Origin of the sequence: Chryseobacterium sp. Y16C, from assembly GCF_022488405.1 — a bacterium.
Taxonomy (GTDB): Bacteria; Bacteroidota; Bacteroidia; order Flavobacteriales; family Weeksellaceae; genus Chryseobacterium; species Chryseobacterium geocarposphaerae.
Map to the genome: position 1 here is coordinate 480,833 of NZ_CP092711.1, position 19,267 is coordinate 500,099.

22 protein-coding genes are annotated in these 19,267 nt (G+C 34.5%); 13 read left to right on the forward strand and 9 right to left on the reverse strand.

The genetic code is table 11. The annotated features are described in order from the left end of the window. Window positions 1–87 precede the first annotated feature (87 nt). Window positions 88–891 carry a helix-turn-helix domain-containing protein gene (locus MKS83_RS01955; RefSeq protein ID WP_240581751.1) on the forward strand — a complete coding sequence of 268 codons (804 nt, stop codon included), beginning with the start codon at window positions 88–90 and terminating at the stop codon, window positions 889–891. Between the two features lie 71 nt (window positions 892–962). Here MKS83_RS01955 and rplI read toward each other — a convergent pair whose 3' ends face one another. From rplI to MKS83_RS01990, 7 genes are all read right to left on the reverse strand, one after another. Next, window positions 963–1,472 carry a 50S ribosomal protein L9 gene (rplI, locus tag MKS83_RS01960; protein WP_100375465.1) on the reverse strand — a complete coding sequence of 170 codons (510 nt, stop codon included), beginning with the start codon at window positions 1,470–1,472 and terminating at the stop codon, window positions 963–965. A gap of 106 nt (window positions 1,473–1,578) precedes the next feature. Next, window positions 1,579–1,881 carry a 30S ribosomal protein S18 gene (rpsR, locus tag MKS83_RS01965; protein WP_100375466.1) on the reverse strand — a complete coding sequence of 101 codons (303 nt, stop codon included), beginning with the start codon at window positions 1,879–1,881 and terminating at the stop codon, window positions 1,579–1,581. A 31-nt stretch (window positions 1,882–1,912) separates the two neighbouring features. After that, a complete protein-coding gene (gene rpsF, locus MKS83_RS01970; RefSeq protein WP_100375467.1) occupies window positions 1,913–2,254 on the reverse strand; it encodes a 30S ribosomal protein S6 in 342 nt (113 codons plus the stop codon). A 138-nt stretch (window positions 2,255–2,392) separates the two neighbouring features. Beyond that, window positions 2,393–3,745: a chloride channel protein gene (locus tag MKS83_RS01975; RefSeq protein WP_240581752.1), complete on the reverse strand. Its 1,353-nt coding sequence runs from the start codon at window positions 3,743–3,745 to the stop codon at window positions 2,393–2,395. A gap of 326 nt (window positions 3,746–4,071) precedes the next feature. Continuing rightward, complete coding sequence (locus MKS83_RS01980) at window positions 4,072–5,508, reverse strand: beta-lactamase family protein (RefSeq protein WP_240581753.1); 1,437 nt, start codon at window positions 5,506–5,508, stop codon at window positions 4,072–4,074. Window positions 5,509–5,717: 209 nt separating this feature from the next. Further along, window positions 5,718–7,028 carry a dihydrolipoamide acetyltransferase family protein gene (locus tag MKS83_RS01985; protein ID WP_240581754.1) on the reverse strand — a complete coding sequence of 437 codons (1,311 nt, stop codon included), beginning with the start codon at window positions 7,026–7,028 and terminating at the stop codon, window positions 5,718–5,720. Window positions 7,029–7,091: 63 nt separating this feature from the next. After that, window positions 7,092–7,919, reverse strand: coding sequence for an S-adenosyl-l-methionine hydroxide adenosyltransferase family protein (locus tag MKS83_RS01990; protein WP_100375470.1), 828 nt, complete (start codon window positions 7,917–7,919; stop codon window positions 7,092–7,094). Window positions 7,920–8,050: 131 nt separating this feature from the next. Between MKS83_RS01990 and MKS83_RS01995 the strand changes: the two genes are divergently transcribed. From MKS83_RS01995 to MKS83_RS02020, 6 genes are all read left to right on the forward strand, one after another. Further along, a complete protein-coding gene (locus MKS83_RS01995) occupies window positions 8,051–9,007 on the forward strand; it encodes a PhoH family protein (RefSeq protein WP_240581755.1) in 957 nt (318 codons plus the stop codon). Between the two features lie 85 nt (window positions 9,008–9,092). Further along, a complete protein-coding gene (locus MKS83_RS02000) occupies window positions 9,093–9,755 on the forward strand; it encodes a porin family protein (RefSeq protein WP_240581756.1) in 663 nt (220 codons plus the stop codon). Between the two features lie 109 nt (window positions 9,756–9,864). Then, on the forward strand, window positions 9,865–10,374 hold the full coding sequence (locus tag MKS83_RS02005; protein ID WP_240581757.1) for a hypothetical protein: 510 nt from the start codon (window positions 9,865–9,867) through the stop codon (window positions 10,372–10,374). Between the two features lie 363 nt (window positions 10,375–10,737). Beyond that, window positions 10,738–11,394 carry an outer membrane beta-barrel protein gene (locus tag MKS83_RS02010; protein WP_240581758.1) on the forward strand — a complete coding sequence of 219 codons (657 nt, stop codon included), beginning with the start codon at window positions 10,738–10,740 and terminating at the stop codon, window positions 11,392–11,394. Window positions 11,395–11,469: 75 nt separating this feature from the next. Next, window positions 11,470–12,138, forward strand: coding sequence for a porin family protein (locus MKS83_RS02015; protein ID WP_240581759.1), 669 nt, complete (start codon window positions 11,470–11,472; stop codon window positions 12,136–12,138). A gap of 33 nt (window positions 12,139–12,171) precedes the next feature. Beyond that, window positions 12,172–12,795 (forward strand): outer membrane protein, encoded by a 624-nt coding sequence (locus MKS83_RS02020; RefSeq protein WP_100375476.1) that lies wholly within the window; start codon window positions 12,172–12,174, stop codon window positions 12,793–12,795. A gap of 79 nt (window positions 12,796–12,874) precedes the next feature. Here MKS83_RS02020 and MKS83_RS02025 read toward each other — a convergent pair whose 3' ends face one another. Together MKS83_RS02025 and ffh are read right to left on the reverse strand one after the other, a co-directional pair. After that, on the reverse strand, window positions 12,875–13,156 hold the full coding sequence (locus MKS83_RS02025) for a TM2 domain-containing protein (RefSeq protein WP_100375477.1): 282 nt from the start codon (window positions 13,154–13,156) through the stop codon (window positions 12,875–12,877). A gap of 32 nt (window positions 13,157–13,188) precedes the next feature. After that, window positions 13,189–14,550 carry a signal recognition particle protein gene (gene ffh, locus MKS83_RS02030; protein WP_240581760.1) on the reverse strand — a complete coding sequence of 454 codons (1,362 nt, stop codon included), beginning with the start codon at window positions 14,548–14,550 and terminating at the stop codon, window positions 13,189–13,191. A gap of 219 nt (window positions 14,551–14,769) precedes the next feature. On the opposite strand from ffh, the gene MKS83_RS02035 reads away from it, so the two are divergent. The 6 genes from MKS83_RS02035 (at window position 14,770) to atpA (ending at window position 19,256) form a co-directional block, all read left to right on the forward strand. Then, entirely contained in the window at window positions 14,770–15,147 is a 378-nt protein-coding gene (locus MKS83_RS02035) for a hypothetical protein (protein WP_240581761.1), read from the forward strand. Window positions 15,148–15,200: 53 nt separating this feature from the next. Further along, window positions 15,201–16,301: a F0F1 ATP synthase subunit A gene (atpB, locus tag MKS83_RS02040; protein ID WP_240583223.1), complete on the forward strand. Its 1,101-nt coding sequence runs from the start codon at window positions 15,201–15,203 to the stop codon at window positions 16,299–16,301. 37 nt (window positions 16,302–16,338) lie between these two features. After that, complete coding sequence (gene atpE, locus MKS83_RS02045) at window positions 16,339–16,533, forward strand: ATP synthase F0 subunit C (RefSeq protein ID WP_002979108.1); 195 nt, start codon at window positions 16,339–16,341, stop codon at window positions 16,531–16,533. A gap of 87 nt (window positions 16,534–16,620) precedes the next feature. Beyond that, the gene (locus tag MKS83_RS02050) at window positions 16,621–17,118 is read left to right on the forward strand and encodes a F0F1 ATP synthase subunit B (protein WP_100375481.1); all 498 of its coding nucleotides are present in this window, start codon (window positions 16,621–16,623) and stop codon (window positions 17,116–17,118) included. 2 nt (window positions 17,119–17,120) lie between these two features. Beyond that, window positions 17,121–17,660, forward strand: a complete 540-nt coding sequence (atpH, locus tag MKS83_RS02055; protein ID WP_240581762.1) for an ATP synthase F1 subunit delta — start codon at window positions 17,121–17,123, stop codon at window positions 17,658–17,660. Between the two features lie 18 nt (window positions 17,661–17,678). Further along, complete coding sequence (atpA, locus tag MKS83_RS02060) at window positions 17,679–19,256, forward strand: F0F1 ATP synthase subunit alpha (RefSeq protein WP_240581763.1); 1,578 nt, start codon at window positions 17,679–17,681, stop codon at window positions 19,254–19,256. The last annotated feature ends 11 nt before the right edge of the window (window positions 19,257–19,267 follow it).

The window sequence follows — 19,267 nt, forward strand, 5'->3', positions numbered from 1 at the left end:
GCGGTCAAGCATAGGACGTAATTTGTGAAAACAGAAAAATATTTGTCCATTTACGCCAAATTAAAATTTTCTTCATACCTTTATTTTATGAATAACAGTCATTTTGGAGCGGTTGAAGAAGTTGATGCTGAATTTTATGTTTACCATGTGCTTACCGGGAATGTAAAAACAGAGATTCATCATCACAGCTCTGCGCAATTAGTCTATGCAGAAGGTGGTATTGTACATGTGTTTACAGATTTGAAACACTGGTATTTGCCGGCAAGATGTTTTATGTGGATTCCGGCAGGAACGCCTCATTATATTTTTTCAACCAGCCCCAAAGTGGATTTATATAATTTTTATTTCAAAAAAGAAGAAAATGAAAGTGGCTTTTTTGATGAAATTAACATTTATTCTGTAAGCCATCTTCTTAGAGAGATGATTTTATATACCAAAGACTGGGATGGGAAAATCACAAAAAATGATGGTCCCAAATATTATTTCCTTAAAGCTTTAAAAGGAATTTTACCTGAGAAAAGAGATAAAAAATTAGCATTTCCCGTTCAGCACCCCTTTCCTAATGACGAAACTTTATTGAAGGTGGCACAATATATCCATGCGAATCTTGAAAAGCCTTTAACGATTGAATCTACCGCAAAAGAATTCGGAATGAGTACAAGAACTCTTTCCAGGAAATTCAAAGAGATTTTGGGGATGAATTATGTTCGTTTTTTACGCGCTTTGAGAATTACACGCTCGTTAGAACTCATGCTGGAAGGAAAGTATAATATGTACGAAATTGCAATGATGGTAGGGTACAACAGTCTTTCTTCCTTTAGTAATATTTTTAAAAAAGTAATTGGAGTTGCTCCTACGGAATATCAGCATAAACTGAAAGGAGACGTTTGATTAAACTGTATTATAAAAGAAAAACCACTTCCATGAGAAGTGGTTTATATGTTGAGAAAATCTCGTCTTGATTAAGCTTCTTCAGAAGGAGCTTCTTCTTTTTTAGCAGGAGCTGCTTTTGGAGCTTCTACCGGAGCGTCAGATACGATATCGAATTCGAAGTTGTACTCAACGTTTCTGTGTAATCTGATGTTTGCAGTTACTTTACCAGTTCTCTTAATAGTGTTCCCTGGGATTTTGATGTATTTCTTCTCTACAGAAACTCCAGCTTTTTCTAGAGCTGCAGAAAGATCTGCATTGTTGATAGATCCGAATAATTTATCACCAGTACCTACTTTTGCAGGAATAGTAACAGAAGTTTTCTTTAATTGCTCAACTACAGCGTTTGCAGCAGCGATTAATTTAGCTTCTTCTTCTTTTCTAGCCTCCAAAGTAGCTTCTAAAGCTGCAATGTTTTTAGGAGTAGCTAAAAGTGCAAATCCTTGAGGGATTAAGAAGTTTCTTGCATAACCAGGCTTTACGCTTACTGTGTCGAATTCAAGACCTAAGTTTTCTACGTCTTTTTTTAGGATAATGTTCATTGTTGTTGTCCTTTTTAGATTTTAGATGTCTAAAATCAAGTTAGAATTAATTAAGTATTCAGCAACAAAAGAAGAGATTGCTCTCTTCTTTTATTATTTTTTTGTCTTATTTTAATAAGTCAGCTACGTAAGGCATCAAAGCAAGGTGTCTTGCTCTTTTGATAGCAGCAGAAACTTTTCTTTGGTATTTCAAAGAAGTTCCAGTGTATCTTCTTGGTAAAATTTTACCTTGCTCGTTTACGAACTGTAATAAGAAATCAGCATCTTTGTAATCAACGTGCTTAATTCCGTATTTTTTAAATCTACAATATTTCTTTTCAGATTTTGTGTTGATATCAAGCGGAGTAAGGAATTTTACTTCTGATTCTCCTCCAGCTGAGGCTTGTTTAGCCATTTCATCTATTGCCATGTCTTGTCTTTTTAAAAAATTGGGTTAATAATTAAGCTTTAGCTGCTTTTACTTTTGCTCTTCTTGTTACAGCGTACTCTACAGCGTGTTTGTCTAGTTTTGTAGTAAGGTAACGAATTACTCTTTCGTCACGTTTGAATGCTAATTCTAGATCAGCAACTACAGTACCTTCTCCTTTAAATTCGATTAAAGTGTAGAATCCGTTCTTTTTCAATTGGATCGGATAAGCTAATTTTTTTAATCCCCAGTTTTCTTTAGCAACGATTTCGCAGTTCTTTTCTTTTAAAAGGTCTACAAATTTGTTCACTGCTTCCTCTACCTGTGACTCAGATAGAACGGGAGTTAAAATGAAAACAGTTTCGTAATTGTTCATAATGTTAAATGAATTTGTTAATTATTTCGAGGTGCAAAAGTAGAAAATATATTTGTAATATGCAATTATACCTACAAATATTTTGAAAACAGTAATAAGCAATAAGGGTGAGTAATCTTAATGGGGGGATAGAACTCTTTATTCTTTTTCTCTTATTTCTTTCAGGAAGTTTACCTTTATTACATCATATAAAGAATGTCTGCTCACCAGAATGGAAGCGATTGAAGAAACCATTCCAGCTAACATAAGGTGGAATATCAGAGAATGCCTGTCAGTCATTTCCAGAACGATAATCGCTGATGTAAACGGAGCTCTCGTAATTCCAGTCAGAAAAGCGACCATTCCGGCGAGAACAACTACATTGGTTTCGTTGGGACTCAGATGAATAAATCCGGAAATTACAGATCCGATACTTGCTCCGGCAGTCAAGGCAGGAGCGAAAATTCCACCGGCACCTCCGGAAGTAAAAGACAGGGCAGGACCCAACATTCTTAACACTGGAACATACCAGTCTTCATGTTTATCTTTTGTGAAAAGCACTCTCTCCATGATCTCTTTTCCTGAACCCAGAATTTCTCTATTGATAAAGAAGGCGATTGAAGCAATAATTAAAGCACTAATGACCAGGAAAACAACATTAGCTCTGTCAGTTTTTAGTTTTCTTTTCTTCCAGTCGTTCATCTTTAGCATAGTGACAGAAAGCTGACTGGCTAAAATCCCAGCAGTTCCTGCGACTAAAATAATAGGAAACATGACCATTAATGAAACATCATTCGTTTTTGGATAGCCTAAATATAAATAGGAACCGGCTAAAGTCTGGGCAGTTAGCCCGGCAATAATAACTGCAGTAAATAAAGCTGTTTTAAAATAATTGATATGAGTTTTAGAAAGTTCTTCCACAGCAAATACAATTCCTCCGAGTGGCGTATTAAATGCAGCTGCAAGTCCGGCTGCAGCTCCGGTCATAATCATATTTTTCTTGGAAATTTTTGGCCACCATTCGGGAAGGTATTCATTTACTTTTCTGAAAACGGAGCCCGCCACCTGGATGGTGGGACCTTCTCTACCAACTGCACCACCACCAATGACTAAAACCACAGACGAAATAATTTTAAAAACAATTATTTTTAAACTTAAAAGACTTCGGATTTTTTTATGTTCTTTCGGATTAGCCAATTCTACAGCAGCCATTACCTGTGGAATTCCGCTTCCTTTGGCATTGGGTGCAAATTCTTTGACCAGCCACCACGACAATACAAAACCAACCGGAGCAATGATGAAAATCATCCAGGAATGCCAGTCGAGAATGAAATGTAGAAGATTTTCTCCCCACGCAAATATTTTGGCGTACATCACTGCAAAAAAGCCGGTAATCACTGAACCAATCCAGAACGGAATGGCCTGAAGCAGGTTGTATTTCAGCTGTTCGTTTCGGATGTTGTCGAAAGATTTTTTCAGAGATTTTCGAATGAGTGATAAAAATTTCAACATTTGTTAAGTTTAAGGCTTAAAAATACATGATTTTTATGGATTTTGCGTTTTAACAAATGAGAAGAATTAAATTTTAGTTGAGTTTTATGTGTTGTTACCGGTTTTAATTTTGTGCTCCCATTAATCAATCTTCAAAAACAAATATTATATAGTAAATGGATATGATTGTATTATTGATTTATTAAATAATTTCAATTTTAATTAAATTATTTTTAAAATTTAAAACTTAAATTTGGTAGTTTAGGGTAAAGGATCATTCTTAGGTGTAAATGCAGAAATTCTGACTTTCGAAAGGATTTTTACTGAATGAATTTATATATTTTTGATTAATTTCTTTGAACCTGAATACCATTGATCTTTTCAATCATATTTTTCGCATTGGTATTTTGAGGATCTAATTCTAAAGACTTTTTATAATTTTCAAGAGATAGGTCATAGTTTTTTGCCGAAAAATAACCTTCTCCTAAACTGTCAAAAGCACTTCCGGATTGAGGATGCTCTACTACATTTAATTTAAAAACTTTAATCGCTTCATCCATCCTTGAATTTCCCATTAAAATATAACCGAGATTATTTAGAGTGTTTTCAAAATCCAGTTTTGGGTTTTTAGATTTGATGGTAAAATAGTTTTTTTCAGCATTTTGAATGTTATTTTTTTTAGCAAATTCAGCTATAATGGATTCTTCAGCCAGGGAATAACTATCCGTCAGGTTTTTATCCATGATTGCAGCAATATGGTTGACCATGTGATATTGTGCAGGGAAAAAATTATACCCGTTCGATAGCATGATTATCGCCATATTATTCTGTGGGAAAAATCTATAAGCACTTACATTTCCACCGGAAAAACCATAAGATGGAATATCATTGGCTTTATTGATTTCCCAGCCATATGCAAAAACATCTTTTTTATTTCCATATTCAAACGGTTGCCACATCATATCTTTCGTTTTTTGATGTAAGAAATCTGTTGTACTTAAATGGCTGCTCCATTTTAAAAAGGCAGGTAGAGTAACAGCTATTCCATTTCCCGGATATGCTTTTTTCCCTTCAACATCGGTAGACTTTACATATTTTTTAGTCTCTGAGTTGTAATTATACTTTATAATACGATTCGGGATTTTTTCAAGAGCATTTGATGAATAAACAACTTGATTTTTCACATCAGAAAATTGATTATTTAAAATAAAATCCTCAAAAGATTGTCCGGTAATTCTTTCAATAATCATTGAGAGAAGCATATAATTCGTTTGATTATATCTGAATTCATTCCCTGTTTTAAAGTCCATTCTCTCTTTGCTCAAACGTTCAATGGTTTTAGGACCGGAATATTCGGGCAAAATATCACTGAATGCAACAAAATCCGGCATTCCCGAAGAATGGGTCAAAAGGTTTTTTACTTTTACATGCTGCCAGTCTTTGGGAAGATTGTCAACATATTTCGAAACATTATCTTCCAAAGAAAGTTTTCCCTGTTCAATCAGTTGAAAAACGCCTACATCGGTCATTAATTTTGAAGTGGAATATATCCTGAACATTGAACTTGGACTGACTTTTTTAGCATCTTCCAAATTTTCTGTACCGTAATATTGTTCAAAAATGACTTTATCATCTTTTATAACACCAATCGCTAAACCGGGAATTTGATTTGTTTTGATAGCTTCTTGTACATAATTATCAATTAGTTTAAATTGATTCGTTTGCTGCGAAAAAGCAGTGGCAGAAATATTTATAGCTAAAGCGGTCAGGAGAACTTGTTTCATATATTTTAAAAATTGTGATCATATTTTATTTAAGACAGGTGAAAAAAGTATACTGTTACATGGTTTGTTAGTAATTGTTGTAAAATGTTACAGATTCTTTCAATAAAAAAAACCTCCGAAAAAATCGAAGGTTTTGTATTGTAAAGATATTCAGATAAGTTTAATATGACAATCAAAATCATTTATAACTCATCATTCATTGTTTATAATTAAATTTCCGTATTCAGATCCCAGTTTTCAAGGTAATCGTGAACGTGTTTCAACATCATTCCACCAAGAGATCCGTCTACCACTCTGTGATCGTAAGAATGAGACATGAACATCAGGTTTCTGATTGCAATTACATCACCATCAGCTGTTTCAAGAACTGCAGGTTTTTTAACGATAGCTCCGATTGCTAAGATCGCAACCTGTGGCTGAGGAATAATCGGTGTTCCCATCAGGTTCCCGAAGCTTCCAACGTTAGAAATCGTGTATGTTGCTCCCTGAGTGTCTTCAGGTCTTAATTTTTTGTTTCTTGCTCTGTAAGCTAGATCATTAATGGCTTTTGCCAATCCCGAAAGTGACAACTGATCTGCATTTTTAATAACAGGAACAATAAGGTTTCCGTCTGGTAAAGCAGTTGCCATACCAATATTGATGTTTTTCTTTTTAATGATGTTTTCACCATTCACAGAAACGTTGATCATTGGGAAATCCTGGATCGCTTTTACAACAGCTCTTACGAAAATAGGCATGAAGGTTAGTTTTTCACCTTCACGTTTTTCGAAAACCGCTTTGTTTTTGTTTCTCCATTTTACAACATTGGTAACATCTGTTTCAATGAAAGAAGTTACGTGTGGTGCAATTTGTTTAGCTTTCACCATGTTTTCAGCGATGATCTTTCTCATTCTGTCCATTGGAATGATTTCATCACCTGCTGCAACAGGGATTGTAGAAGCCGGAGTTGAAGAAGCTGTCGGTTGTGGAGTAGAAGCTGCTTGTACCGGAGCTGCTTGTGAAGCTGGCTGATTTCCTCTGTTTTTAACGTAAGCTAAAATATCTTCTTTTGTAATTCTTCCTTCTAAACCGCTTCCTTTAATAGTTTTTAGTTCAGGTTCAGAAATATTTTCTTGTTGTGCAATTGATTTTACAAGTGGAGACAGATAAAGATCTCCCGAAAATTCTGTTGAAGCAGCTACCTGAAGAGGCTGTTCAATTGTTTTTAAAGTTTCAGCATCTGGAGTTGCTGTCGGGGTTTCAGTTTGTACCTCTTCTGCAGCTGTATTTCCGCCTTCTCCTTCAATCTCTAAAATAGCAATAGCTTCACCTACCTTTGCAACTTCGTCCTTCTGTTTCAAAATCTTTACGATTTTCCCCGAAACCGGTGTCGGAACGTCTGAATCTACTTTATCTGTTGCAATTTCTACTACGGAATCATCTTCCTTTACACTATCACCCTCATTGAATAACCAAGTGATAATAGTAGCTTCCATAACACCTTCTCCCATGGAAGGAAGCAATAATTTGTACTCTGCCATTTTTAATTTTTAGATTTTGACAAATATATAAAAAAAATCGGTTTTTTTATGAAATGTATAATTTTAGGAAAATTCGATATAAATGTTCTCTCCTACGTTCATTCCAAAAAGGCTTTTTGCTCCGTTTTTCTTGCTTCCTTTATAGATGGTGAGCTCCAAAAGCTGACTGTCATTGAAGATTGCTGCCGATTGACCGTGATATTCCGTTTCTCTTTCCCAATCCGAAACGACTTCCGTATGACTGGAAAAAACTTTTGAAAGGGCTAAGTTCCTGAATTTGATCGTGAAGTTTTCATATCCGTTTCCTACACTTTCAAAAAAATCTTTACTGATATTTGAAATGATATTTCCGAAATTATCAATATACGTTACTTCTCCGATGATCATCTTTTCGGATTCGTTATATACAGGTTTCGGGAATAAAAGCTGCTTGGCGGTATCAATTTTTCGCCCGATCACTCCGGGAAGTCCTCCATTAGCTAAATGTACCGCTGCAGGAACGAAAACATCTGTTGAAGTGAAATTAACGATATCATCAAACCTGTTATTTAAAGTAATTTCAAAAATTGCTTCGGGTTTGATGTCAAAAAATATTAAGCTTAAAAGACCGTTATCCGCTGCAATAAAGTAATGACCATCTGCTTTGTATAAAATATTTTTTCTCGATTTGTGCTGAAAACTATCGACAGAAATGATATGAATACTGCCTTTCGGAAAATGTTTATAAGCGTTTCTTACAATATATGAAGTCTGGATAAGGTTGAAAGCCTGAATATCGTGGGTGATATCAACAATATTAACCTTCTGATTCAGAGAAAGAATACTGCCTTTCACAGCGGCAACTCTGTAATCCAAATTTCCGAAATCTGAAGTAAGGGTAATAATTGACATTGATTGTTTGTAGAATAATAGAACTGCAAATTTATCTAAAATAAAAAGAAAGCCCGAAATATTCTAGCAAAGAATTTGATAAAAATTTCAAAAAAAGCTTTACATTTAAAATCTAAAAATAAAAATACTGCATGTTTGAATTGACATATGATTTGGAAGATATCGACATGAAAATCTTCTATGGAGTTAATAACCAATTTTTCAATTTAATAAAATCAAGCTTTCCCACTCTTAAAATCACAGGAAGAGATCATTTTATCTTTGCGATGGGGAATCAGGAAGCGTTGGATATATTTAAACAGAAACTTGATGATATTGTTAAGTTTATTTCGAAAAACAACTCTATCGAGCTTAAAGACGTAGAAAATATCCTTAATTTAAAAGACGAGAATGAAAAACAGCTTGTTTTCGATCAGGATATTATTGTAAAAGGGGTAAATGGTAAAGTGATTAAAGCTAAAACCACCAATCTTAAAAAGTTAGTGAAAGAAACTGAGAAAAAAGATATGGTTTTTGCGATCGGACCTGCTGGAACAGGGAAGACTTATACCAGTGTAGCTTTAGCAGCACGAGCTTTAAGAGATAAGGCGGTAAAAAGAATTGTATTGACCAGACCGGCTGTAGAAGCGGGGGAGAGTCTAGGGTTTTTACCAGGTGACCTTAAAGAAAAACTGGATCCGTATTTACAACCTTTATATGATGCGCTTAGAGATATGATTCCTCATGAAAAACTGGAAGGTTTTATGGAAAAGAAAGTAATCGAGGTGGCGCCACTGGCTTTTATGAGAGGACGAACTTTGGATGATGCTTTTGTAATCCTGGATGAAGCACAGAATACGACACATTCTCAGATGAAAATGTTTTTGACGAGAATGGGGATGAATGCAAAGTTTATCATTACAGGAGATCCGAGCCAGGTGGACTTGCCGCCCAAACAACAATCAGGATTGAAAGAGGCTATGAGAATTCTGAAAGATGTTAAAGAAATAGGATTTGTTCATTTAACGGAAGAAGATGTAGTGAGGCACCCTGTTGTTAAGAAAATTATCCTGGCTTATAATGAAGAAGAAAAGAGGCAAAGAGAATAATTTTTCATAAAATTTTATAATTCCTTTGTAAATCAGCAAAAAGTGATATATTTGTCCGCTAATTTTTTAGAAAAACAAGTATATCATGAAAAAACTTTTACTTATTGCAGCAGTAGCTGTCATGGGAAGCAGTGCATACGCACAGGAATTCAGATTCGGACCAAAAGCTGGTTTTGCAATGTCTACCTTAAAAATTGATGAAAAGCAGGATGATGCGGGAAAAAGAACTATGGATCCCAAATACACTTTTTACATTGGAGGTATGGCAGAATACAAAATCAACGATAATTTCGGATTTCAGGCTGAAGTTTTATACTCTCCGCTTGGAGCAAAAGAAAAAATCGATGGAATAAATGCCGGAATCATGTTCGTAGGTGAGCAGACTAAGGTTAATTTAGGAACATTACTGGTACCGGTTTCTGCAAAATATTTTATATCAGAAAATTTCTCTGTAGCTGCAGGAGCTAATTTTGGAGTTATTCTTTCCGCTAAGCAAAAAACGGTAATAGGTTCTGATTTTGCCGACATGGAAATTGAAGGAGATTCTGGAGAGGTAGATATTAAAGATGATATCAAGACATTAAACATCGCTCCATTTGTAGGTGTAGAATATATGTTTGAGAACGGATTCTTCATCGATGGAAGATACAGTTTGGGAGTATCCAACCTTTCTAATGACGGAAGCGGAGGAAAAGTAACGAATAGCTTTGCTCAAATTGGAGTAGGTTTTAAATTCGGAGGTAACTAAGACTCGTTTTAAATAATTATAAAAAGCAGGAATTTTATCCTGCTTTTTTTATAAACGGCACTGAGTTTGCATACCTAATTTTTTATAACAACATTTTAAATTTTAAACAATGAAAAGATTATTATTACTAGGTGCTTTTGCACTGTTTGGTGGTATGGCTCATGCACAGGAAGGCTTTAGACTTGGAGGTCACATTGGTGCTCCGCTAGGTGATGCTGCAGATGCTGCAAGTGTTACGATAGGTATAGACGCTGCTTATATGTGGAATATTACTAAAGGATTGGATATTGGTGCTACTACAGGGTATTCTCATTTTTTTGGAAAAGATCAGGTAGATGATTTTGGATTTGTTCCTATTGCAGCATCAGGGAAGTATAAATTTGATAAAATTCCTCTTTTCGTAGGGTTGGATTTGGGAGCGGCAATTTCTACCAGAGATTATATTAATAGCGGATTATACGTTGCGCCAAGAGTTGGTTACCAGATGAAAAATGCTGAATTATATTTAGGATTCCAAAATATCAGCAGCCGATATAAAAATCATGGAGGGTATTGGTATGATGATGACAGATATAACTTTGGTGCCGTTAATTTCGGCGTAAATTTCTTTTTAAAATAAAGAAATAAAATATTGATAGAAACTTCGTCCATGGACGAAGTTTTTTATTTTTCGGTTATATGTTTAAGGATATATATTTTTTTATGAAAAATATCGGCTTATTCATAAATTATCTTAGTAAAATTGTAATTATATCCCAATTTCAGAAGCTAAAACATGATGAAAAATAATCTTTTTTCTTTTTGGTTGATAAATTATAACTTTCTTATTCAAAATATTGTGAAAAAATCAAAAACCTATATATAATGGGATTTTTTTTGGGAAACTGCCAAATTTTAACAGTGATATTAATCATGTTAACAAATTTTAATATTAGAATAGACCATTATACATTTGCAGTCAGAAAGTATTAAAATTATTAAAATGAAAAAATTATTATTAGCAAGTGCTATTGCACTTTTCGGTCTATCTAATGCACAGATTGCTAAAGGAACAACTTACCTATCAGGATCTGTAGGATATTCTCAAGTAGAAACTAACAACGGAAACAATAAAACAGAAAACTTCAACGTATTGCCAACAGTTGGATATTTTGTAGGAACAAACTTAGCAGTAGGTTTAGGAGTTGGATACCAGACTCAAAAAGATACAAATATCTCTACAACTGTATTGCCAAGTACTACAATCGTAACTACTAACGAAGTTAAGCAACCAGCTTTTGTTGTTGCTCCTTTCGTAAGAAAATATTGGACTTTAGGTGATAAATTATACATCTTCGGACAATTGGCAGTACCAATGCAGTTTGGAAAAACAGAAGTTGAAAATACATCTGTAGCTACTTCAGGCTCTACAACTACTACAACTTCAACTTCTACTGAAGCAAAATACACTCAGGTTGGTGTAACTGTAAAACCAGGTTTAGATTATTTCCTAAACAAAAACTGGTCTATTGAAGCTACTATCGGTGAGTTTGGATATAACAACTACAAACCAAAAGATGGTGATGCTACAAACAACTACAACTTCGGTTTGAACTTATCTTCTGTAACTTTCGGAGTTAAATATGTTTTCGCTAAATAATTTAAGCTAAAAAACATTAAAAATAAAAGTCCTAAGTCTTTCTTAGGGCTTTTTCTCATTATTAAAAACTCAACCATGAAAAAAATCATATTAGCTGGAGCTATTGTACTTTTCGGGCTTTCTAATGCCCAGATTAAAACGGGAACGGTATATGTTTCAGGACAAGTAAGCTATTCTAAAGAAGAGAATAAAAATATTAATACTACAATCCAAGACTTCAAAATAATACCTACAGCAGGAGTATTTGTAGCTAAAAACTTAGCAGTGGGAACAGGTATAGGATTCACTAACAAAAAAGAAGAAGATAGTGAAGTTTACAGTGGCGGCTCTTTTACTACTTTTGTTGACTATACAGGAGAAAAAAAGGCTGTTGTGGTGGCTCCTTTTGTAAGGAAATACTGGACTTTATCAGATAATTTATATATTTTTGGCCAGCTTGAAATTCCAATGGAATTTGGAAAAATAAATCAGGATGCTTTGGTTACCTATGTAGATGGAATGTATGGATATATAGACCACCAAACGCTATCTGTTGAAACAAAATATACTTCAATCGGAATAAATGTAAAACCAGGTCTAGATTATTTCTTAAATAAAAACTGGTCTATTGAAGCAACAATAGGAGAGTTTGGGTACAAGAACTTCAAGTATAAAGAGGAAGATGCCAAAGCTCTTAACAATTATAATTTTGGTTTAAACCTATCTTCTATCTCTTTTGGAGTAAAATATGTTTTTGCAAAATAATAACAAATAATAAACTTTTTAAAATTAAATACTATGAAAAAATTATTACTAGCGGGTGCAGTTGCACTTTTCGGTTTGTCAAATGCGCAAATGACTAAAGGAGACTGGGTAATCAGTGGAAATACCGGTATGGGCTTCAACAGTGTTGATACTAAAACTAAAGTAGAAGGACAAAGCTATGATGGAGCAAAGGTAAGTACTTTCTCTGTTACTCCTTCTGTAGGATATTTCGTAATCGATAAATTAGCAGTTGGAATCGATTTAGGATTTACAAGTATTACCACAAAAGAAGACGGAGATAAGTCTACAATTTCTAGTTTTTCTGTAATGCCAACAGCAACATATTATTTTGCGAACAGCAGTAAGTTGGTTCCTTTCTTAGGAGCGGGTATTGGATACGCATCTAACAAAACGAAAGAAACTTATTCAGGAACTACAGATGAGTATACTGCAGACGGTTTGGCTTGGAAAGTAAAAGGAGGAGTAACTTATATGGCAACTCAGTCTTTAGGGGTTAATTTAGGAGTTTCTTTTGACCAGTTTTCTAATAAAGATACTTTTATGGGAACAGAGTTTAAAAACACTGTAAATACTTTCGGTGTAAACGTAGGTTTCTCTTATTTCATCAAAGCTAAAGCTCAGAAAGGAGATAAATAATAGATTATTTTGAGATAAAAACAAAGAAACCAACTCAATCTGAGTCGGTTTCTTTTATTATAAAGATTGAGTTTTAATTTTAAAACCATTCTTTTTGATTCTGAACGTATGTTCTGTCGAATTCCTCATCCGATTTTGTAAGGTAAATGATTCCTTCTATAAATCCTACAATTCCAACAATTCCGCATGTTACAATCCCCAAAACTAACTGAATGATTCCTGTTTTTGTATATCCTAAGTAAAATTTATGAATAGCAAATGTACCCAATAAAATACCTAATAGACCTGCAACAAGCTTTTTCTCAGATTTGTAAGGCTGTTGATTGTAATTGTAATTTTCTTGTTTTTCGTTAATTTCCATAATAATATTTTTTAAATCGGTTTTTGTGTTTTTTATTTCCCAAACATTCCGCCCATTCCAGGCATATTTGGCATTTTGCTCATCATCTGCATCATTTGTTTTCCCTGAGGTCCCTGCATCATCTTCATCATTTTACCCATTTGGTCGAACTGTTTCATCAATTGATTTACATCTTCGATTTTTCTTCCCGCACCTTTCGCAATTCTGTTTTTTCTCTGAGTATTGATAATGGAAGGTTTCCTTCTTTCTTCAGGAGTCATAGAGTAGATGATTGCTTCAATGTGTTTAAAAGCATCATCGCTGATCTCTACATCTTTAATTGCTTTACCAACTCCCGGAATCATTCCCATCAAATCCTTCATGTTACCCATCTTTTTGATTTGATTGATTTGCTTCAAGAAATCATCAAAACCAAACTCATTCTTAGCGATTTTCTTATGAAGTTTTTTTGCTTCTTCTTCATCAAACTGCTCCTGAGCTCTTTCTACCAAGGAAACAACGTCTCCCATTCCCAGGATTCTGTCTGCCATCCTTTCCGGGTAGAAAAGATCTAAAGCTTCCATTTTTTCTCCTGTAGAGATAAATTTGATTGGTTTTTCAACTACCGAACGGATCGTCAATGCAGCCCCACCACGGGTATCACCATCCAATTTAGTTAAAACAACTCCGTCAAAATTCAAAGCATCGTTGAATGCTTTTGCTGTATTTACAGCATCCTGACCTGTCATTGAGTCAACAACGAACAATGTTTCGTTTGGCGTAATCGTAGAATGAACAGTTTTGATTTCCTTCATCATCTGCTCATCAATCGCCAAACGACCTGCAGTATCGACGATTACAACATCATGACCGTTAGATTTAGCAAAATTAATAGCGTTTTGAGAGATGCTTGAAGGATCCATAGAACCTTCTTCCGTGAAAACAGGAACCCCGATCTGTCCACCTAAAACTTTCAGCTGATCGATTGCAGCCGGACGATAAACGTCACAAGCAACCAAAAGAGGTTTTTTATTTCTTTTTGTCTTTAAATAATTAGCTAATTTTCCTGAGAAAGTAGTTTTACCGGAACCCTGAAGACCTGCAATCAAAATTACAGAAGGTTTTCCGGAAAGGTTGATCCCCTCCTGAGAACCTCCCATTAAATCTACCAATTCGTCATGAACAATCTTCGTCATCAATTGTCCCGGCGTTAGGGAAGTAAGAACATCCTGCCCTAAAGCTTTATCCTGAACTCTTTTAGTAAGATCTTTTGCAACTTTATAATTAACATCGGCATCTACCAATGCTCTACGAATTTCCTTTACGGTCTCCGCAACATTGATTTCCGTGATCTTTCCACGTCCTGAAATATTATGAAGCGCTTTGTCTAATTTATCCTGTAAACTATTAAACATATTGATTTGTAAATTATAAGTGTGCAAAAATAAGGAATTTTTTAGTATATCAACCTGTATAGCACGTAATATTATATAGGATGTAGAATATTTTAAGCATTAAAGATGCTGTGATAAGATGATAAAAATCAAATCATGAAAAAATACGATAGAAAAAGTCTATTTTTGCGATTAGTTAAAATTAACCTAACTAATGCTAGGCGAAAATAAAATTTTAAAATGAAAGCTAATCCAAATATTCTGGTTACAATATTGTTTTTTTTAACATTTCTGATTCATTTCTCTTTATGGAAATTTGTTTTCCATCTGGATGAAATTGTCATTGTGAAATTTTATTTATTCCTTAGTGTGATGTTCATGATGATGATCACTCTTATTGTTTTAATCAATAGAGTAGTCCCTGAGTTTTTAGGGTTATCCGTAATCGGCTTGATTCTTCTAAAATTTGGTTTAATGTATTTAATTCGCAAAAAATTGAACTTTGAAGTTATTCCAGGCTATAAATTTCATTTTATTATTCCATATTTTGTACTAACAACACTGCTTACATACTATGCGATAAAGCTAATTAATCATGACAAAAAACAGGAAAATTAATTATTGAAACTAGAAAAAATATCATATTTTTGCACAACGAAAAAAACCTATCAATGTTTAAGAAATTCGCAGTTTTATTCTACAGTATTTTTGTATTAAACTTAGTGTCTGCACAGCATGGTGAAGCCACTGCTGAGGGAGGAGCAGCTACTACAGAGCTTTCAGAGAAAGATAAAATAAGTAAAGAAAACAAAGAGTTCATCGATCACCACTTGTTAGATGCACACGATTTTACATTGATGGTAGATAAGGATGGTCATCACATTGGTTTTCCTCTTCCTGTTATTTTTTATGATAATGGTATTCATGCTTTCATGAGTAATAAAGAAGGGTTTATGCATGGAGAGACAACAGAAGTAGATGGTTCTTATTATAGGTTGCACCACGAAAAAATTTACAAAACCGATGTTGCTGGAAATTTAGTTTTTGATAAAGAAGGTCACGTAACTTCAGAAAAAGTGTTAGATTTGTCAATTACGAAAAGTGTGCTTATTATCTTGCTTACATCAATCTTTATGTTTGTGTTATTTACAGGAATGGCTAAATCTTATAAAAAATCAGCAGTTCCTACAGGTGCAGCAAGATTTTTAGAGCCATTGGTGATTTTCGTGAGAGATGAAATCGCTATTCCAAATATTGGACACAAATACAAGAGATTTATTGGGTATTTATTAACAGTATTCTTCTTTATTTTATTTTTAAACGTATTAGGATTAATGCCTTTCGGAATTAATGTTACAGGTAATATTACAATGACATTCTTTTTGGCAATCCTTACATATTTAATCACTACATTCTCTGCTAATAAAGATTACTGGAAGCATATTTTCTGGATGCCTGGAGTTCCTGTGCCAATGAAATTGATCATGTTGCCAATCGAATTATTAGGAACAATTACTAAGCCTTTCGCGTTAATGATTCGTCTTTTTGCGAATATGACAGCCGGACATATCGTAGTAATGAGTTTGATTGGATTAATCTATGTATTTAAAAATTTTATTGCAGGTGTTGCATTCCCATTCTTAACATTAGTGATCTATTTACTAGAAGTATTGGTTGCATTCTTACAAGCATATATCTTTACAATGTTATCGGCTTTGTTTATTGGAATGGCGGTACAAGAGCATGAGCATGAACATCATGCGGCTCATTAATTAAATAATAGAAACAAATTTTTTAAAATTATATATTATGGAAATCCCTAAAATTGTAGGTGCTGGTATCGTAGTACTAGGTGTAGGTATCGGTCTTGGTAAAATCGGAGCTGCTGCTCTTGAAGCTATCGCTAGACAACCTGAGCAATCTGGAAAAATCCAAACAGCTATGCTTATCGCGGCTGCCCTTGTAGAAGGTGTTGCGTTTGCTGCTCTATTCGCAGTAAACTAATTAAAACTAAAACCACTATCCGTAACGGTTGGTTACAGATAGTGGTTATTTAAGAAAAAAAGTAATAATTATTTATACATTTATATAATGGAATTAATTCATCAGTTTTCGTCAGGATTATTTATTATCCAGTCTGTTATTTTTCTAGCATTATTATTTTTGTTAGGTAAATTCGCATGGAAACCTATCTTAAAATCTATCAATGATAGAGAAACTTCTATTGTTGACGCTCTTAATCAAGCTAAATTGGCTAGAAAAGAGATGGAAACTTTAAAAGAGGATAACGAAAGAATCATTCGTGAAGCTAAAATCGAAAGAGATGCGATCCTTAAAGAAGCCAGAGATATTAAAGATAGAATTGTAGCAGAAGCTAAAGATGCTGCTAAAGCTGAAGGAGATAAAATGATTGAATCTGCTAAACAAACTATCAATGCTGAGAAAAATGCTGCAATGGCAGATATCAAAACTCAAATTGGTACAATTTCTATCAATATTGCAGAATCTATTCTTAAGCAAAAATTAGACAACAACGAAGCTCAAAATGAGTTGGTTCAGAATTATTTAAACAAATCAAATCTTAACTAAGAATGCTTACATCTAAAGTAGCTAAAAGATACGCACAGGGTTTGCTTGACTTTACAAACGAGACAAACCAGACAGCTGCTGTATTTTCAGAAATGAAAGATGTAGTAAAAGTAATGGCAGAGTCTAAAGATTTGAATAAATTCTTCCTTACTCCTTACATCGATTCTAAAAAGAAAATTGAAGTAGCATCAGAAATTTTTAAGGGATTATCACAGTCTTCTCAAAACCTGATTAAACTGGTTATTAAGCAAGGTCGTGAATCTCAATTAAAAAATATCGCTCAGGAGTTCATCAACAAAGTTGAAGATATCAATGGAGTACAGAGGCTTACTCTTACTACTGCAACAGAAATATCTAATGCTAATATTGAAGAAATCTTAAAATCAAGTAAACTTGTTAATACAAGCGCCAACTTCGATTTAAAAAGAATTATCAATCCTGAAATCTTAGGAGGATACATTTTAAGAGTAGGAGATCAGCAGATCGACGCCTCTGTAAAAACTAAGCTTAACCAAGTTAAAAAAGGTTTTCAATTAAATTAAGAAAAAAACAACCATACAATGGCAGAAATAAATCCGGCAGAAGTATCTGCGATCTTAAAACAGCAATTGGCCAACTTCGATACTCAATCCAACGTTGAGGAAGTAGGTACAGTTTTAACCATCGGTGATGGTATCGCTCGTGTATACGGGTTAGAAAACGTACAATACGGAGAGTTGGTGAAATTTTCTAGTGATGTAGAAGGTATTGTACTAAACCTTGAAGAAGACAACGTAGGTGTTGCTTTGCTAGGTGAAAGTAAATTAGTAAAAGAAGGAGATACAGTAACAAGAACAAACAGAATTTCTTCTATCAAAGTAGGAGAAGGGATGTTAGGAAGAGTAGTGGATACTCTTGGTAACCCAATCGATGGTAAAGGTCCTATTACTGGGGAATTATACGAAATGCCATTGGAAAGAAAAGCTCCTGGAGTTATCTTCAGACAACCGGTAACTGAACCATTACAGTCAGGTATCGTTGCGATCGACTCTATGATCCCTGTAGGAAGAGGACAGAGAGAGCTTATCATTGGTGACAGACAAACAGGTAAAACTACTGTTGCGATCGATACGATCATCAACCAAAAAGAATTCTTTGATGCTGGTAAACCAGTATATTGTATATATGTTGCTATCGGGCAAAAAGCTTCTACAGTAGCACAAATCGTTAAGACGCTTTCTGATAAAGGAGCTTTAGCATATACGGTAATCGTTGCAGCTAATGCATCAGATCCGGTTCCAATGCAGGTATATTCTGCAATGGCAGGAGCTTCTATCGGTGAGTTCTTCAGAGACACCGGAAGACCAGCTTTGATCGTTTATGATGATCTATCTAAACAAGCTGTTGCTTACCGTGAGCTTTCTCTACTATTGAGAAGACCACCGGGTCGTGAGGCTTATCCTGGAGACGTTTTCTATCTTCACTCAAGATTATTGGAAAGAGCTGCAAAAGTAATTGCTGATGATGAAATTGCTAAGCAAATGAACGATTTGCCAGAATCTCTTAAACCAATCGTAAAAGGTGGTGGTTCATTAACTGCACTTCCAATTATCGAAACTCAGGCGGGTGACGTTTCTGCATATATCCCTACAAACGTAATTTCTATTACGGACGGACAGATCTTCTTGGAGTCTGATCTATTCAACTCAGGGGTTCGTCCTGCGATCAATGTAGGTATCTCTGTATCGAGAGTAGGAGGTAATGCTCAGATCAAATCAATGAAAAAAGTATCTGGTACATTAAAACTTGACCAGGCGCAATATAAAGAATTAGAGGCGTTTGCTAAATTCGGTTCAGATCTAGACGCTTCTACTTTAGCAGTTATCTCTAAAGGGGAAAGAAACGTTGAGATCCTTAAACAACCAGTAAACTCTCCGCTTCCTGTAGATAGCCAAGTTGCTATTATCTACGCTGGAACTGAGAACTTATTGAGAAACGTTCCTTTGAACAAAGTAAAAGAATTCCAACACGAATATATCGAGTTCCTAAGATCTAAGCACCCAGATACAATGGCTGCGATCAAAGCTGGAAAAATCGATAACGATATTACAGGAGTTCTTAAGCAAGCGGCTAATGATTTAGCTTCTAAATACAACTAATTAAAAATTCA

Coding starts and splice junctions, on each gene's coding strand:
- MKS83_RS01955 (WP_240581751.1), top strand. CDS start 88: ATGAATAACAGTCATTTTGGAGCGGTTGAAGAAGTTGATGCTGAATTT.
- rplI (WP_100375465.1), bottom strand. CDS start 1,472: ATGAACATTATCCTAAAAAAAGACGTAGAAAACTTAGGTCTTGAATTC.
- rpsR (WP_100375466.1), bottom strand. CDS start 1,881: ATGGCAATAGATGAAATGGCTAAACAAGCCTCAGCTGGAGGAGAATCA.
- rpsF (WP_100375467.1), bottom strand. CDS start 2,254: ATGAACAATTACGAAACTGTTTTCATTTTAACTCCCGTTCTATCTGAG.
- MKS83_RS01975 (WP_240581752.1), bottom strand. CDS start 3,745: ATGTTGAAATTTTTATCACTCATTCGAAAATCTCTGAAAAAATCTTTC.
- MKS83_RS01980 (WP_240581753.1), bottom strand. CDS start 5,508: ATGAAACAAGTTCTCCTGACCGCTTTAGCTATAAATATTTCTGCCACT.
- MKS83_RS01985 (WP_240581754.1), bottom strand. CDS start 7,028: ATGGCAGAGTACAAATTATTGCTTCCTTCCATGGGAGAAGGTGTTATG.
- MKS83_RS01990 (WP_100375470.1), bottom strand. CDS start 7,919: ATGTCAATTATTACCCTTACTTCAGATTTCGGAAATTTGGATTACAGA.
- MKS83_RS01995 (WP_240581755.1), top strand. CDS start 8,051: ATGTTTGAATTGACATATGATTTGGAAGATATCGACATGAAAATCTTC.
- MKS83_RS02000 (WP_240581756.1), top strand. CDS start 9,093: ATGAAAAAACTTTTACTTATTGCAGCAGTAGCTGTCATGGGAAGCAGT.
- MKS83_RS02005 (WP_240581757.1), top strand. CDS start 9,865: ATGAAAAGATTATTATTACTAGGTGCTTTTGCACTGTTTGGTGGTATG.
- MKS83_RS02010 (WP_240581758.1), top strand. CDS start 10,738: ATGAAAAAATTATTATTAGCAAGTGCTATTGCACTTTTCGGTCTATCT.
- MKS83_RS02015 (WP_240581759.1), top strand. CDS start 11,470: ATGAAAAAAATCATATTAGCTGGAGCTATTGTACTTTTCGGGCTTTCT.
- MKS83_RS02020 (WP_100375476.1), top strand. CDS start 12,172: ATGAAAAAATTATTACTAGCGGGTGCAGTTGCACTTTTCGGTTTGTCA.
- MKS83_RS02025 (WP_100375477.1), bottom strand. CDS start 13,156: ATGGAAATTAACGAAAAACAAGAAAATTACAATTACAATCAACAGCCT.
- ffh (WP_240581760.1), bottom strand. CDS start 14,550: ATGTTTAATAGTTTACAGGATAAATTAGACAAAGCGCTTCATAATATT.
- MKS83_RS02035 (WP_240581761.1), top strand. CDS start 14,770: ATGAAAGCTAATCCAAATATTCTGGTTACAATATTGTTTTTTTTAACA.
- atpB (WP_240583223.1), top strand. CDS start 15,201: ATGTTTAAGAAATTCGCAGTTTTATTCTACAGTATTTTTGTATTAAAC.
- atpE (WP_002979108.1), top strand. CDS start 16,339: ATGGAAATCCCTAAAATTGTAGGTGCTGGTATCGTAGTACTAGGTGTA.
- MKS83_RS02050 (WP_100375481.1), top strand. CDS start 16,621: ATGGAATTAATTCATCAGTTTTCGTCAGGATTATTTATTATCCAGTCT.
- atpH (WP_240581762.1), top strand. CDS start 17,121: ATGCTTACATCTAAAGTAGCTAAAAGATACGCACAGGGTTTGCTTGAC.
- atpA (WP_240581763.1), top strand. CDS start 17,679: ATGGCAGAAATAAATCCGGCAGAAGTATCTGCGATCTTAAAACAGCAA.